The following is a 13,835-nucleotide window of genomic DNA, read 5'->3' as shown; positions in this document are numbered from 1 at the left end:
TCGTCAATTATCCTTTCTTATCGCGGTCGCCTAGGCCAATAAAGGCATTTTCCACCCGGTCCCAGAAATGCATATGACGGTACCTGGCAAAGTGAACCCGTGATTTAGCAATTCGGAACTCAATATTTTTCACTCCTTTTAGGGAAAAAGATAAGTGATCCAGGGTCATAAAGACTCCTGCTAAAAATTCATCATCCAATTTTACCCGGATCCACTCATCTCCAGCAATCAGGATAGGACTAGAGATGGTGCGGTAGACCCGGTTATTTAAAGAAGCAATCTCTGTGACTTGCAGGGTATCCAAGCGGGGATGAACCACCGCGCCTCCTAGAGACTTGTTCAAACCTGTTGACCCAGTCGGTGTCGATACACATAAGCCGTCCCCTTTAAAGAGTTCAAATTTTTCTTCCTTTATAAAGACTTCCCCAGTCATCGTCCCTTCAAAACGGCGCAAGGTCGCTTCGTTAAGCGCAATCAGGTGATTTTTTTCGCCATCCACCTTTTCTAGAGCCACTTCTAAGAGCGGGTAAGAGACACTCTCACCCGAATCATTGAGGAGAAAATCAATAAACTGGTCCAATTCATCAACTGTCCAGTCGGTATAAAAACCTAAGTGCCCAGTATGAACGCCGACAAAACGGACATGGTCGAGCTGTTTTTCATAGTGGTGGAAGGCTTCCAATAAGGTCCCGTCCCCACCAATGGATACCACAATATCTGGATGGTCTTGGTCAATGCTGAAATCAGCCTGTTTACACGCAGAAAGCAGCCTCGCTTGGACATCCTTAGATGATTCATTGTCGTTACTTACTATTGCGATACGCATTGGTTGATTCTCCTTTTACATCCATATTATGATAAAATTTTAACTTGAAAAAATAATTCTTTTGGCCTATTTTATTAAGTAATTATATTAACTTAACTATAATCCTTACCCTACTATTAAAACATATTTTTCTTGCTTTAGGCAGCCATTACTGACTTTAAAGGCAAGTTTTTTGGCAAGGCCTTGAATGCTTGTTATAATACTTGGAGAAAAGAGGAGAGTGAATTTATGCACAAGGACATTGAAACAGAATATAAAAATATTCTTAGTCCACAGGAATATCAAAAGCTCTTATCTTTATTTGATCTTCATTTAAATGAAGCCAAGCACCAACATAATATGTACTTTGATACCGAATCTCTCCGCTTGAAAGCAAACCACAGTGCCTTAAGGATTCGACTCAGTGATAGCTATGCCCATCTCACCTATAAGCAGTCACTGACTAGCGCCAAATCCTTGGAAGTTACTGATAAGGTCAGCCGTGAAAGTGCGCAAGCCATGATGGAGACAGGTAAGTTTCAGCCTGGAGCACACTTAAGTGCCTTATTCCATGAAATTGGTTTAGACGCTAACGAATTACGACCCATTGGTCAATTTAAAACCACTCGCTTGGAAAAAAATTGGAAAAAGCAAAAGCTTGTATTAGACGCTTGCTCTTTTTACACTTACAATGATTATGAATTAGAATTAGAAGTTGAGCCTGGAGAGGACGATCCAAAGCGTTATTTTGATGAATTTTTATCTAGCTATCATATTACTCGTCGGCCTTCCAAGCCAAAAATTGCCCGGATGCAATTAGATAAACCATTATATCCATTCGAATAATTTATACAGTTTGATCATCATTAATTGGGGGAGAATACAATGAAATCGGACTATAATTGTCATAGCATGGCAAAAAAACATCATAATAATCATATCTTTGAAATCTTTTTATTTGTTAATCCAATTGACCCGTTTTGTCTAGAGTTGGAAGAAGAGTTATTGCGTTTTGTTGCCAACAGTGATAAAAAAATCTACTTCCGCCTCGTCTCCTGTGTGGACCACCACTTCTTTTGGAACTATTTCAAGACTTTAGCCAAAAACAAGCAAAGCTTAGAAGAGAGAAATGAACTTTACCAATGCATGTATAAGGTGTCTTTGGGATACAAGGCCGCTCTCTGCCAAGGCAAGAAGCGAGGACGCACTTTCCTAATGACCATGCAAGAAGTCTTTGGCTGTCAAAAGAAATCCTACAGCTTAAAGCGTATGGAGAAATATGCTAAAAAGATTGGCCTTGACTTTGATATGTGGATGGAAGATCTCTATTCTAAGCAAACCCGTGAAGATGTTCTAGAGGATTTACAATTGGCCCATCAAATGGAAATTGTGAACTACCCTTCTTTAGTTATCTTTGATAACTTAAACTACCAATACGGTCTGAGAATCGAAGATGCCTTCACAGCCCAAGATCTGGAAGAATTGACCACTCAAATGTTGCCCCAAGCAGAAAAAAAAATTAGCGAGCCTGCTCATTTAGAAAGAGAAAACAAGAGCCAGTCAAAGAAAAAATCACAATACCGCTCCTTGGATAAGGACAGTCTCAAATTAATCCGCCATTGAAGCCATTTTGGCAACTTTTTCATATAAAAAGCGATCCGCAAAAACGGATCGCTTTTTTTATAGCAATTTTACCATGGCTTGACTGACCTGCCATAACCAGTTCTCATAAGCAAAGCTCAATTGAGGCCTAAAGGGACGCGGATTAAGGTAATTCAGTAAAAAAGTATAGATCTCTGAATCAAGTAAATTTTCTTCTTTAAGTAGGAAAACATAGGCAGCTAATAACCAGAGTTTTTCTTTGATATAGATAGACTCTCCCCTAAAGAAAAAACAAGTATCCGGTAAGTCGTCTAAGGACAATTTTCGAAAATAGAGCTGCTCTAGGAGCTTTTTCTCAGCCTTAAGCGGACGTTGACGAATTTTGCGCCTTAAAGACCTGGTCTCCCTTGCTTTTAACAACTGACTAATCCCGGGTCCGCTAATCCCCTCTTGATTAAGTAAGCCAACTTGCTTGGGGTAAGAAAATAAATAGAGATAATCGTCAATACTTAAGTGATAACGGCATAAGAGATGACCATAATCGTTAAAACTTTGAATTTCAACTAAGCGAGTCTCCTCCACCCAATAAGGCAAATAAGTGCCAAAGCAGGGCAAATACTGAAAAAACGGGGCTAAACGATTTAAATTGTTAGACGTCAAGCGTAAGTCTCTTTGTTTAGGATTGAGTAGCCACAAAACCTGCACTTTTGCTTGATGATAATCTTGCTCGCGACTGATGACAGCTGCTTTGGTCAGTAGGCTAGCCTGAAGTTCAATACTTACCACCACATCGCCTGCTTGAAAGAGGATATCTGAACGATGGTCAGGCGTGTAACTAGCTACTTCTACACGGGCCTGATAGCCCTTAGCTACTAAGATTTGCCTGATCTGCTCTTTATTATTCAAGTGCCAGTGGGATTCCCGGCGCCAATATTTGAGACTTAATTGATTATTTTGGTGGGCAAAATGTGGCTTCTTCCTTGAATGACAACGATAAACTAATTCTTGCCCGCAATTTGGGCAGTAAAAATCCTGCTGGTTAAGGGCTAATATTTTTCTTTGAATGCGGTCATCAACCTCATAAGAACTAATCAACTGGCCATTAGCTAATTTTGCATAATACATGATTATTCCCCCCTCATAGGAATATATCCGTAATCAGGGTTAAAATTAGCTGATTAATGCAGGATCAATTCTTTTTATCTAAAGCCAATCGCTTTTTCAATGCGTGCTAGGGTTTGGTTAGCGACTTCATTGGCTTGTTTAGCACCAGCTGCTAAGACATCATCCAGTTCACTGCTTGCTAAGAGACGTTGATAGTCTTTTTGCATCGGTCCTAAAACGGCAATTAGCGCTTGGCTGAGGTCCGTTTTCAGTTGGCCATAACCCGAATTGGCATAGGTTTTTTCTAGTTGACTAATGCTTTGGTCAGAAAAGGCTGAGAAAATATCTAATAGGTTAGAAACGCCTGGTTTATTTTCTGGATCATAGGAAATTTCTCCGCTCGAGTCCGTTACCGCACTTTTAATTTTCTTTTCAATCGTTTTCGGATCATCCAGTAAGGAAATAAAAGCTTTTTTATTGTCATCTGATTTACTCATTTTCTTGCTTGGATCTTGTAAACTCATAATCCGCCCACCTGCCTTCGGTGTATAGATTTCTGGTTTAACCAATAGCTTTTCTTCCTTAGTGCCGAAGCGGTTATTGAAACGGTCGACAAAATTACGGGTCAATTCCATATGTTGCTTTTGGTCTTCACCCACTGGTACCAAGTCAGCATCATAAAGCACAATGTCAGCCACCATCAAAGCGGGATAGCCTAAAAGGCCGGCAAAAATATTGTCTTGCTTTTGTGCCTTGTCCTTAAACTGAGTCATCCGTTCCAATTCCCCTAGTGGAGTCAGACATTGGACAATCCAAGCCGCTTGGGCGTGGGCTGGAACCTGACTTTGGATAAAGATAGCGGATTTGTTAGGATCAACCCCTAAGGCTAGGTATAAGGCCGCCAAAGACCTGGTATTCTTTCTTAAAGTCTCTGGATCTTGAGGGACGGTAATGGCATGTTCATTGACCACACAATAATAAGTGTCAAATTGATCCTGTAAATCGACAAATTGTTTTAAGGCACCCACGTAATTACCAATGGTTGGCGTGCCGCTTGGTTGTACCCCGGAAAAAATTCGTTTCATGAAAAGAAAACCTCCTCTAATTTTCCCTATTATATCACGAACCTGATCGGATAGACGGTATAAGTAATAAATTCACGAAGTCTTTTTTAATCGAGCTGGTGATTTTTTCGCTTATAAATAGTAAAAATAGCTTTCTCAAACGCTGTTTTATTGTGTGTTATGTTTTATAAGTTAAAAAATCAGAAATTGATCAAACAAAGGTCAAATAGCGACTATATTGAAATACCTAGTTCCATATTGCTTATTTTATCACAAGCTTCGCTAAGTTTTGCTCATTTATTTTTAAAAAAGAACTAGTATACGGTTCACTTTTATGATATACTGTGTATGTATACGGAACACAAGTCAAACCTTAAAGGAGAAATTGACATGGTTAAATTATATACTTCCCCTAGTTGTACTTCTTGCCGCAAAGCTCGAGCTTGGCTAGAAGAACACAACATTGCCTATGTGGAACGTAATATATTCCAAGAACCTCTAAGCCGCGATGAGATTAAAGAAATCTTAAGAATGACAGAAGATGGTACTGAAGAGATTATTTCTACGCGTTCAAAAGCCTTTCAAGAATTACATATTGATTTAAATGAAATCAGTTTAAATGAATTATTCGATCTTATCCAAGAAAACCCAGGACTATTGCGTCGACCAATCATCATGGACGAAAAACGTCTGCAAGTAGGCTATAATGAAGATGAAATTCGTCGCTTCTTGCCAAGAGAAGTAAGAACGATCGAACTTCACGAAGCTTTAAGAAAAATGGGATAAGATCCCTTACTTTTAAATCGATGGCATGTTCATCCTCTAGCTTTTTGAATGGAGGGTGAAGATGCCTTTTTTCATTTTAGATGATTTATGGTAAAATAATCGTTGAAACAAAATATGCTTAAAGAAAAGATAATCACTAAATATTCGGAGGTGATTTGTGATGGAAATGGAGTATCTTAACGATAATACCATGCGCGTATTCATTGCCAAAGATGATCTCGAATCGCGCGGAATTACCCTCTTAGACCTCATGAAAGATCAAAGCCAAGTTGAAAACTTCTTTATGAGTATCTTAGAAGAAGCAGATGTTTCAAAGCGCTTTCAAGATTCAGAAGCTTTAACTTTCCAAGTCCTTCCTAAAAATGGCGGTATCGACCTCTATATTAGTAAAGCCACAGCAGATGGCCAATATATGGACAAGGATGGCTTGGAAAATCTACTTGAAAATATTACACAAAATATGAGTCCCGAGGAGGAAAACTCCTCTACAAACCCTAGTGAAGCAGAAACAAAGGGAGGTCGACCTGAACTTACTTTAGCCTTTAAGTCCTGGGACCAAGTCCTGACTTTTCTGAAATCCTACCAAGTGGATGAAGCTAGGCTAGAAGTCTATGTCTACCAAGAGCTTTTTCAAGTGATTATAAGATTTGAGAAAGAAGACCTAACCCAGGCTAGACAAGCAGATCTGACTAGCTATGCCTTAGAGTTTGGTCAGCTGAGTCCCTTTGCTCCTGCCCTACTCCGCGAGCATGGCCAATTATTAATTCATCCAGAATCAATTAACCAGGTCGCTCAATTATTCCAATAAAAAATCCAGCTCATCAGCTGGATTTTTTTATTGGAATAATTTTTTCGTAGGCATAGCGTCTGCCACTACCCGCTAATTCAATCTCTCCTAAGTACTGGTAACCGGCTTTTAAGATAATCTTCTGCATGCCAAGGTTATCGGGATGGGTATCAATTCTTAAGTCATTAGTCTCTAAATGATAAGCTAGGTCTTCAAAGGCCTGAAATAAGGCCCGACTAAGCCCCTGACCACGGTACTTAGTCGCCAAGGCCACCCGATGAAAAGCCAGGTAGTCTCCCTGACCCTGCCAAATTGAATAGTTGTCATAATCCCTGTCTATGGGCCGGGCAATAAAAAAGCCGGCCACATCCTCTTCGATTAAGCCTAAATACGCGTTTTTTTCTTCAATATCTTTTAATAAGCTGTCCGCTTGGTAGACGGTTGGACCCTGCCATTGATCAATATTTTGTTGGCGTAAATAAGCCGCCCCCGCCTTAATAATCGCCTGGATAGCTGGTAAATCTTCACTCTGAGCTAAGCGAATTCGCATTTTTTCCATCCTAATTCCTCCCGGTAAGAAGTTCATTACCACTTTACCATAAAGTCCATTAGCTTGAGTAATGAAAATTCTTTAGCTCAAAATAAAAAAGCTTCCATCCACAGATATTTCTAAAGTCTCATGTGGATAGAAGCTTTTAATGCTTAGTAGGCAATCATTAAGAACTTAGGATTATTTTTGCCCTTCATCTTGAAGTTTATGGAAGTCTTCTTCTGGTTGATCATTGTCGGTCCAGGCTTTTTGGTCAGCGTTACCAGAGATTTCTTTAATTTTCTTCTCAACGTCTTCACTTTGGTAGGCTTTCACAATCTTCTTATAAACTTCATTGTCTTTATTTTCAGATTTCACTGCAATAATATTCTTATATTGAGTTCCTAAATTATCAAGGTCATCGGTATCAGAGAAAATACCATCATTAGGATCAAAACCTGCTGAAACCGCGTAGTTGGTATTAGCAACAATAGCGTCAGAGTCTTTCAAGGCACGTGGCACTTGGGCAGCATCCATTTCAACCAGCTCAATATTTTTAGGATTCGAGGTAATATCATTAACAGTAGGAGTAATCCCTGCATTATCGTCGATTTCTAAGACACCAGCTTGTTCTAATAAGAGTAAGGCCCGGCCCCCATTGGTAGCGTCATTAGGGATAGCTACTTTAGCGTTTTGAGGAAGGTCTTTAAGGTCTTTAACCGTATCGGAGTAGACCACCATGGCTGAAATATAAGTATAACCAATCGGCACTAAGTCAGCATTATTGTTCTTATTATAGTCCAATAAATAAGCCACATGTTGCATAGCATTCATGTCAATTTCGCCTTCTTGAACGGCACGGTTAGGTTGCACATAATCAGAGAATAGTTGAACTTTTAAGTCAATATTTTCATCTTTCAATTTTTCAGAGACTTCGGTCCAAATCTTTTCTTCATTTTCACCAGCAACCCCAACAGTGACAGTACCGCCCTCTTCTGGCGCTTTGGCTTCTTTTGAACAGCCTCCTAGTAATAATAAGGATAAGGCTGAGGCTAAAACAACATTCCATTTCTTCATAAAAATTCTCCCCTTTTATAATTCGTTTAATGTTCGAAATGTTTTACTAAACGGTCAGCAACAGCTTGACTGATGAAGACCATTATTAAAATCAATAAAGTAGCAACTAGGATTACATCATTTTGGTAACGTTGGTAACCACGGTTAATAGCTAAGTCCCCAAGACCACCGCCACCAACGACACCTGCCATAGCGGTTAAACCAATCACGTTAATGATGGTTAGGGCAGATACCCGAATCAAACCTGGGATAGCTTCTTTCAAGTAAACCCGGGTAACAATTTCAGTTGTGGTAGATCCCATGGCTAGGGCTGCTTCTATGACACCAGGATCAATTTCTAATAAGGCGTTTTGGACTTGGCGGGCATAGAAAGGAATCGTTCCCACAATTAGGGGAACCAGGGCTCCTGCTGTCCCGATGGCTGTCCCCATAATTAGGCGGGTAAAGCCCCCTAAAAGTGCAATTAAAATAACGAAGGGAATCGACCGACCGATGTTAACAACCTTATCTAAGACATTATAAACTGCCTTATTTTCTTTAAGACCTCCTGGCATATAGAGAACTAGGAAGACGCCGATCACTAAACCAATAGCAAAGGCAAAGAGGCAGGTAATAACCGTCATAAATAAGGTTTCCCAAGTGGCTTCAACGAATTGGTCGGAAATAGCCACCACATTTGGCATGATTTTTTCTAAGAATTCCATGCTTATTTATCCCCCTTCTCTATATGATCGAATGTATACTCCTTAGTATGAGACCCACTACTATGGACAAAGTCAATGGCTTCTTGGACTCGGCTAGGTTCTCCATTTAAGGAAATCAGAAGCGTCCCCACCGGCGTTCCTTGAAGAATTTCAATATTGGCATAAAGGATATTAGCTAATAAATCATACTTCTTAGTCAAGGAGGCAATCAAAGGCTCGCCAGTAGAAGCTCCGGTAAAGTCAATCCGTAAGAGGCGGTCACCGGGCTCAATATTTAATAAATCAGGGTTGGCCAGGATGGTTTCAATGCCTTTTTCTGTCGGACTAGCTGAACTAATAAAGTCTTGGGTTAATTCTTCATGCGGGTTTGAGAAGATATTTAAAATACTGTCTTGTTCAACCACTGAGCCAGCTTCCATAACCGCTACCCGGTCACAGATTTGTTTGATAACAGCCATTTCATGGGTAATAATGACAATGGTAATTCCCAATTCGCGGTTAACTTGCTTGAGCAAGTCTAAGATTTGGCTGGTTGTTTTTGGGTCTAAGGCACTGGTAGCTTCATCACAGAGAAGGACATGGGGATCATTGGCCAAGGCCCGCGCAATAGCGACCCTTTGCTTTTGACCACCGGATAATTGACTAGGATAAGAATCCCCCCGGTTACCCAAGCCTACCAGGTCCAGTAAGTGTTGGACTTTCTTTTGACTTTCTTCTTTAGATAAGCCGGACCCCTTTAAGGGATAGGCAACATTTTCGGCAACTGTCCGGGATTTCATTAAGTTAAAATGTTGGAAAATCATTCCAATTTTTTTACGGGCTAGACGTAGATCTTTTTCAGATAGCGCTGTAATTTCTTGACCATTAACAAAAACCTGTCCACTACTTGGTCTTTGCAGGCAATTAATGGTTCTGACTAAGGTACTTTTTCCAGCGCCAGAGTAGCCAATCACACCAAAGATTTCTCCTGATTGGATGGATAAGGACACATCCTTAACGGCATGAACGGCTTTATCATCACTCTCAAAAGTAACGGATACATTTTTTAATTCAATCAAAACGACCGCCTACCTTTCTATCACTTTCATAAACACTATTCTAACATTTTTTTGCCTTTTCAGCATGGCTTCTATTATATTACACTTGATCGCTTTTATCGATAACAAAGTTGAATTGCCCCCACAGGTCTCTTACTTTACTTTCAAAAACATTAATTTTATAATTATTCTAAAGTAGAAAGTAATGCTAGAGAAAGGATATGATACATAATGGCATACACAGAAACAAAAAAAGCACTTAATCAATTAGTTGCTGACCTGGTTCAAGCCCACACCGTTATCCATCAAATTCACTGGTATATGCGTGGGGAAGGTTTTCTTTTCTATCATCCAAAACTCGATAGCTTTATGGATGATATTCTTGAACAGCTCGATGTTGTTTCTGAACGTATAATTACTATCGATGGTTCCCCCTTCTCAACCCTTAAAGAATTTTCTGACCACACCCGTATTCCCGACCATAAGGGCGAGTGGAATACCAGTATCCAAGAAGATATGCATCGGGTGGCTGATGTTATCCGCATCTTAGCAGACGACTATCAACTAGGGGTCGATGCAGCAAGTAAGGAGGGCGATGTCGCTAGTGAGGACATTTGTACTGGCTACCTCCGTGACGCTCAAAAAACCCTATGGATGGTTGAAGCGGAACTGGGCCAAGCCCCTAATATTGACAAAGACTAAGGCCAATAAAATTTACTTATAAACATAAAAAGGACCGCTGTGGGTCCTTTTTTAATACTTATTTTTCAAGTGCAGCCTTGGCTTGGTCACAGATTGCAGTGAAAGCTTCAGCATCGTTAACAGCGATATCTGCTAACATTTTACGGTTGATATCCACGTTAGCTTGGTGTAAACCGTTCATTAAACGGCTATAGCTTAAGCCATTTAAACGTGCAGCCGCATTAATACGGGTAATCCATAAACGACGGAAGTCACGTTTTCTTTGACGACGGTCACGGTAAGCGTATGAATAGGATTTCATAACCGCTTGTTTAGCTACTTTATAGTTGGTTGATTTGCTACCAAAGTAACCTTTTGCTAATTTTAAATATTTTTTACGACGACGGCGTGTAACCGTTCCACCTTTAACACGTGCCATGTTATTCCTCCTTGATTATACTTAGTTCTCTATCTATGCGTCCTGCTTAACTGATCTTACTTGTAAGTGTCAAGCATTTGTTTAATACGTCTTTGGTCGGAAACATGCACCATTGCTGGTTGTTTGTGTTGACGACGTTGTTTCTTGGTTTTACCGTGAAAACGGTGTGAACGTTCTGAATGGCTACGTTTTAATTTTCCTGAAGCAGTACGTTTAAAACGTTTAGCTGACGCACGATGTGTTTTTTGTTTTGGCATAATATATCCTCCTGAAATTAATCTTCTTTTGGTGCTAATTGTAGTTGCATAGAGCGTCCTTCCATCTTAGGTTTTTGCTCTACAGTAGCTACATCAGCAAGTTCGCTGGCAAAGCGTTCCAAAACCTCGCGACCTAAATCTTTATGGGTAATGGCGCGACCTCTAAAGCGAATAGAAACCTTCACCTTGTCCCCTTTATCAATGAATTTCTTTCCTTGACGTACTTTAGTTTGAAAGTCGTTTTCATCAATCGTTGGGCTTAAACGGATTTCTTTCACTTGAATCGTCTTTTGATTTTTACGTTGTTCACGCGCTTTACGTTGCTGTTGATAACGATATTTACCATAATCCATGATCCGAGCAACAGGCGGCTTAGCATTAGGTGAGACCAGAACTAAATCGAGTCCTGCTTCCTCAGCCCGCTCTAAGGCATCTCTTTTTGAAATAACCCCTAGCTGTTCTCCTTCTGGATCGATAACGCGTAATTCTTTTGCACGAATATCTTCATTAGTAAATAATTCGTTAAATTTATTCTTAGCGATATACCTTCACCTCCGAATGTTAAAGTGACAACAATAAATGAGATTTCGGCATAGAAAAACGGCGAATATAAAACACTATACCCGCCGTACTTGCACAATAGTCCCTAGGGACCATGTGTCACTGTATCTATCGGCCCGAGGACGTCCTTGTCAACTCAGGCGAGAAACGGGTGTTTCTGCTTCTTTTCTCAACTTTTATAGATTACTATAAAGCTTTCACCTTGTCAAGACATTATTCTTTAATTTGTGCTTTAAAGGCTTCTTTCACTTTTAAGAGCAAGTCAGGATCTTGATCAAGTTCAATAGCTAAAGCGACAAAGGCTTCCACGGCTCGCTTAAGTTGCTGGTGGGCTTCTGGACTATCAGCCACTTGGAGAAAGCCTTCTTCATGAACGAAAACCTTACCCTGACCAACGCCCACATTGCCATAAAAAGTTGGGCAAGCATAGCTCACATTGCCAATATCAGTAGACCCAGGTTTTTCCTCTTCCTCACTAATATCGTCAAAACCACTCAGGCGCATGTGATCTTCCATGCGGTCGGCCAATACTGGATTAACTAAGAGGTCATAGAATTCATTTTCTGGATAGCTGATTTCCAATTGACAGCCTGTCATCAAGGCAGCGCCGCGGGCACAATTAATGACCCGATCCATGGCATGACGATAAATGGCTAATTTAGGTGCCCGCACATAGAAGAAAGCCGTCGCCGATTCAGGAATAACATTGGCGGCCTGGCCCCCTTCTTTAATAATGCCATGGATGCGGACATCACTGGGCAGTTGTTGCCTGAGGTAAGAGACCCCGGTAAAGGTCAAGTTGACAGCATCCAAGGCGTTGATTCCCAATTCGGGACTCATGGCGGCATGAGCGGCCCGACCGATAAAGTGAAAGTTGACGGCATTCATGGCTAGGGCACTGGCCTTGAGGTTGGTACTTTCATAGAGATGCATCTGCATACAGGTATCAATATCATCAAAAGCTCCGCTCCGAGCTAAATCGACCTTGCGGCCAAAATTTTCTTCCGCTGGCGTACCAATCACAACCACCGTTCCTTGGAAGAACTCCTTCATTTGACTTAAGACAATTCCTGCCCCTACAGTCGAAGCTGAGATCCAATTGTGGCCACAGGCGTGACCTGGTTTTTTATCGGGTCCGAATCCCGGCAAGGCATCATATTCCGCTAAAAAGGCAATCTTAGGCCCATCTCCCAAGCGAAATTCTGCTCGGAAGGCAGTTTCAATCCCCTGATAGGCTCGGTCTACCTGAAAACCAGCTTCTTGGAGGAGCTTGGCGAGATAGTCCGAAGAGACGTATTCCTGGTCGCCTAATTCTGGATGTTGGAAAATGAACTGACTGATATCAAGAATTTGCGGAAAATTTGCTTTAACTTTTTGTCGCACATGATCATGAAGGGCGGTGATTTTTTGCTCATCTTTCATTAATGCTTTACCTTCTCTCTGTTAGTTATTAGGGATAGAGGACCAGAAAGACGTCGAGGTCTTTGGGATAAGTGGCTAAAAAGCTTTGAATGGTACTTTTTGCCACTGACAAGGCTTGGTCCTTGGGATAGCCATATACCCCAGCGGATATTAAAGGAAAGGCCAGCGACTTTACCGGGATACTAGCAGCTAGCTGGAGAGACTCTAGGTAGCAAGAAGTTAATAGGGCTTCTTCTTCCTGGTCGCCACCCTGCCAAACTGGCCCTACCGTGTGAATAACATAATCAGCGGGTAATTGATAGCCGCGGGTTAATTTGGCCTGACCAGTTGGACAGCCCCCTAATTGCTTGCATTCAGCCAAAAGTTCAGGGCCAGCCGCCTGGTGAATGGCCCCATCGACACCTCCACCTCCTAGCAGGGAGGAGTTGGCTGCATTGACAATGGCTTCTACTTCCACTTGGGTAATATCCCCATGAATGATTTGAAATGTCATATCACTGCTCGCTTTCTAATAATGCTTTTCGGCTAAGAAAATTATAAACCATGACCACAAGAATTCCAGCTAATTTAGCCAGATGGGCGTCCAGGCTTAGTTGCTCTATCAGTAGGTATAAGATCAGTTCTTGAATCAGCAAGCCTGAAAGAGCTAAGACTAAAAACAGAAGAAATTCCCGCCAACGCTCCTCCTTAGAAAAGCTAGACTGAAAGACAAAGCGCATACTGGCCCAATAGTTAAAGACTAAGGAAAGCATAAAGGCACACAAATTAGCCCCTAAGTAATGGACTTGACAGCTGATTAATAAGCTAAAGACGATAAAATCAAGAAGCGTGCTTAGCCCACCTACCAGGATAAAGCGCATAATTTGCCTGATCATCTTTTCCCTCCCACTTTTCTTTTTAGAGGTCACTTGCTTTTAACTGATAAAAAACGTGCCAGCTTTAAGCTAATTGGTCACTAGATCATTAGCTTAAAAGCCTAA

The 13,835-nt window shown here is 41.0% G+C and carries 18 protein-coding genes; 5 read left to right on the top strand and 13 right to left on the bottom strand.

The window, feature by feature from the left end:
* Nucleotides 1-7: 7 nt before the first annotated feature.
* The gene (locus JFU01_RS07140; RefSeq protein WP_013669620.1) at nt 8-826 is read right to left on the bottom strand and encodes an NAD kinase; all 819 of its coding nucleotides are present in this window, start codon (nt 824-826) and stop codon (nt 8-10) included.
* 228 nt (nt 827-1,054) lie between these two features.
* Between JFU01_RS07140 and JFU01_RS07135 the strand changes: the two genes are divergently transcribed.
* Together JFU01_RS07135 and JFU01_RS07130 are read left to right on the top strand one after the other, a co-directional pair.
* Nucleotides 1,055-1,651 carry a CYTH domain-containing protein gene (locus JFU01_RS07135; protein WP_195856407.1) on the top strand — a complete coding sequence of 199 codons (597 nt, stop codon included), beginning with the start codon at nt 1,055-1,057 and terminating at the stop codon, nt 1,649-1,651.
* Nucleotides 1,652-1,690: 39 nt separating this feature from the next.
* Nucleotides 1,691-2,428 (top strand): DsbA family protein, encoded by a 738-nt coding sequence (locus tag JFU01_RS07130; protein WP_111821249.1) that lies wholly within the window; start codon nt 1,691-1,693, stop codon nt 2,426-2,428.
* A 57-nt stretch (nt 2,429-2,485) separates the two neighbouring features.
* Here the strand turns inward: JFU01_RS07130 and JFU01_RS07125 are convergent, their stop codons facing one another.
* Entirely contained in the window at nt 2,486-3,532 is a 1,047-nt protein-coding gene (locus tag JFU01_RS07125; RefSeq protein WP_195856406.1) for a competence protein CoiA, read from the bottom strand.
* A 74-nt stretch (nt 3,533-3,606) separates the two neighbouring features.
* Nucleotides 3,607-4,596, bottom strand: coding sequence for a tryptophan--tRNA ligase (gene trpS / locus JFU01_RS07120; protein WP_195856405.1), 990 nt, complete (start codon nt 4,594-4,596; stop codon nt 3,607-3,609).
* A 369-nt stretch (nt 4,597-4,965) separates the two neighbouring features.
* Between trpS and spxA the strand changes: the two genes are divergently transcribed.
* A complete protein-coding gene (gene spxA, locus JFU01_RS07115; RefSeq protein WP_013669487.1) occupies nt 4,966-5,361 on the top strand; it encodes a transcriptional regulator SpxA in 396 nt (131 codons plus the stop codon).
* A gap of 160 nt (nt 5,362-5,521) precedes the next feature.
* Nucleotides 5,522-6,169 carry an adaptor protein MecA gene (locus tag JFU01_RS07110; protein WP_195856404.1) on the top strand — a complete coding sequence of 216 codons (648 nt, stop codon included), beginning with the start codon at nt 5,522-5,524 and terminating at the stop codon, nt 6,167-6,169.
* Between the two features lie 13 nt (nt 6,170-6,182).
* On the opposite strand, the gene JFU01_RS07105 is transcribed toward JFU01_RS07110, so the two are convergent.
* The 4 genes from JFU01_RS07105 to JFU01_RS07090 form a co-directional block, all read right to left on the bottom strand.
* Nucleotides 6,183-6,707 (bottom strand): GNAT family N-acetyltransferase, encoded by a 525-nt coding sequence (locus tag JFU01_RS07105; RefSeq protein ID WP_198434216.1) that lies wholly within the window; start codon nt 6,705-6,707, stop codon nt 6,183-6,185.
* Between the two features lie 171 nt (nt 6,708-6,878).
* On the bottom strand, nt 6,879-7,754 hold the full coding sequence (locus JFU01_RS07100; protein WP_195856402.1) for a MetQ/NlpA family ABC transporter substrate-binding protein: 876 nt from the start codon (nt 7,752-7,754) through the stop codon (nt 6,879-6,881).
* 26 nt (nt 7,755-7,780) lie between these two features.
* Nucleotides 7,781-8,458: a methionine ABC transporter permease gene (locus tag JFU01_RS07095; RefSeq protein WP_195856401.1), complete on the bottom strand. Its 678-nt coding sequence runs from the start codon at nt 8,456-8,458 to the stop codon at nt 7,781-7,783.
* Nucleotides 8,459-8,460: 2 nt separating this feature from the next.
* Nucleotides 8,461-9,516 (bottom strand): methionine ABC transporter ATP-binding protein, encoded by a 1,056-nt coding sequence (locus JFU01_RS07090; RefSeq protein ID WP_111851746.1) that lies wholly within the window; start codon nt 9,514-9,516, stop codon nt 8,461-8,463.
* 210 nt (nt 9,517-9,726) lie between these two features.
* Here JFU01_RS07090 and JFU01_RS07085 point away from each other — a divergent pair, with 210 nt between their 5' ends.
* Nucleotides 9,727-10,197, top strand: a complete 471-nt coding sequence (locus JFU01_RS07085; RefSeq protein ID WP_013668903.1) for a Dps family protein — start codon at nt 9,727-9,729, stop codon at nt 10,195-10,197.
* Nucleotides 10,198-10,255: 58 nt separating this feature from the next.
* Here the strand turns inward: JFU01_RS07085 and rplT are convergent, their stop codons facing one another.
* The 6 genes from rplT to JFU01_RS07055 form a co-directional block, all read right to left on the bottom strand.
* A complete protein-coding gene (gene rplT, locus JFU01_RS07080) occupies nt 10,256-10,615 on the bottom strand; it encodes a 50S ribosomal protein L20 (RefSeq protein WP_013669362.1) in 360 nt (119 codons plus the stop codon).
* Between the two features lie 56 nt (nt 10,616-10,671).
* Nucleotides 10,672-10,872, bottom strand: a complete 201-nt coding sequence (gene rpmI, locus JFU01_RS07075; RefSeq protein ID WP_041706153.1) for a 50S ribosomal protein L35 — start codon at nt 10,870-10,872, stop codon at nt 10,672-10,674.
* A gap of 17 nt (nt 10,873-10,889) precedes the next feature.
* Nucleotides 10,890-11,414 (bottom strand): translation initiation factor IF-3, encoded by a 525-nt coding sequence (gene infC, locus JFU01_RS07070; protein ID WP_041706154.1) that lies wholly within the window; start codon nt 11,412-11,414, stop codon nt 10,890-10,892.
* Nucleotides 11,415-11,646: 232 nt separating this feature from the next.
* Nucleotides 11,647-12,855 (bottom strand): M20 family metallopeptidase, encoded by a 1,209-nt coding sequence (locus JFU01_RS07065; protein ID WP_195856400.1) that lies wholly within the window; start codon nt 12,853-12,855, stop codon nt 11,647-11,649.
* Between the two features lie 28 nt (nt 12,856-12,883).
* The gene (locus JFU01_RS07060) at nt 12,884-13,348 is read right to left on the bottom strand and encodes an O-acetyl-ADP-ribose deacetylase (RefSeq protein WP_195856399.1); all 465 of its coding nucleotides are present in this window, start codon (nt 13,346-13,348) and stop codon (nt 12,884-12,886) included.
* Between the two features lies 1 nt (nt 13,349).
* Nucleotides 13,350-13,730, bottom strand: coding sequence for a GtrA family protein (locus JFU01_RS07055; protein ID WP_111821259.1), 381 nt, complete (start codon nt 13,728-13,730; stop codon nt 13,350-13,352).
* Between the last annotated feature and the right edge of the window lie 105 nt (nt 13,731-13,835).

This window comes from Aerococcus sp. Group 2, from assembly GCF_905125285.1.
GTDB classification, from domain to species: domain Bacteria; phylum Bacillota; class Bacilli; order Lactobacillales; family Aerococcaceae; genus Aerococcus; species Aerococcus urinae_E.
This window is presented reverse-complemented; position numbering and strand designations above follow the sequence as displayed.

Excerpts from the sequence above, each read along its gene's own strand:
- rpmI (WP_041706153.1), bottom strand. The coding sequence starts at position 10,872 with ATGCCAAAACAAAAAACACATCGTGCGTCAGCTAAACGTTTTAAACGT.
- rplT (WP_013669362.1), bottom strand. The coding sequence starts at position 10,615 with ATGGCACGTGTTAAAGGTGGAACGGTTACACGCCGTCGTCGTAAAAAA.
- JFU01_RS07110 (WP_195856404.1), top strand. The coding sequence starts at position 5,522 with ATGGAAATGGAGTATCTTAACGATAATACCATGCGCGTATTCATTGCC.
- JFU01_RS07085 (WP_013668903.1), top strand. The coding sequence starts at position 9,727 with ATGGCATACACAGAAACAAAAAAAGCACTTAATCAATTAGTTGCTGAC.
- trpS (WP_195856405.1), bottom strand. The coding sequence starts at position 4,596 with ATGAAACGAATTTTTTCCGGGGTACAACCAAGCGGCACGCCAACCATT.
- JFU01_RS07140 (WP_013669620.1), bottom strand. The coding sequence starts at position 826 with ATGCGTATCGCAATAGTAAGTAACGACAATGAATCATCTAAGGATGTC.
- JFU01_RS07065 (WP_195856400.1), bottom strand. The coding sequence starts at position 12,855 with ATGAAAGATGAGCAAAAAATCACCGCCCTTCATGATCATGTGCGACAA.
- JFU01_RS07105 (WP_198434216.1), bottom strand. The coding sequence starts at position 6,707 with ATGGAAAAAATGCGAATTCGCTTAGCTCAGAGTGAAGATTTACCAGCT.
- JFU01_RS07130 (WP_111821249.1), top strand. The coding sequence starts at position 1,691 with ATGAAATCGGACTATAATTGTCATAGCATGGCAAAAAAACATCATAAT.
- JFU01_RS07095 (WP_195856401.1), bottom strand. The coding sequence starts at position 8,458 with ATGGAATTCTTAGAAAAAATCATGCCAAATGTGGTGGCTATTTCCGAC.
- JFU01_RS07060 (WP_195856399.1), bottom strand. The coding sequence starts at position 13,348 with ATGACATTTCAAATCATTCATGGGGATATTACCCAAGTGGAAGTAGAA.
- JFU01_RS07125 (WP_195856406.1), bottom strand. The coding sequence starts at position 3,532 with ATGTATTATGCAAAATTAGCTAATGGCCAGTTGATTAGTTCTTATGAG.
- JFU01_RS07055 (WP_111821259.1), bottom strand. The coding sequence starts at position 13,730 with ATGATCAGGCAAATTATGCGCTTTATCCTGGTAGGTGGGCTAAGCACG.
- JFU01_RS07135 (WP_195856407.1), top strand. The coding sequence starts at position 1,055 with ATGCACAAGGACATTGAAACAGAATATAAAAATATTCTTAGTCCACAG.
- JFU01_RS07100 (WP_195856402.1), bottom strand. The coding sequence starts at position 7,754 with ATGAAGAAATGGAATGTTGTTTTAGCCTCAGCCTTATCCTTATTATTA.
- spxA (WP_013669487.1), top strand. The coding sequence starts at position 4,966 with ATGGTTAAATTATATACTTCCCCTAGTTGTACTTCTTGCCGCAAAGCT.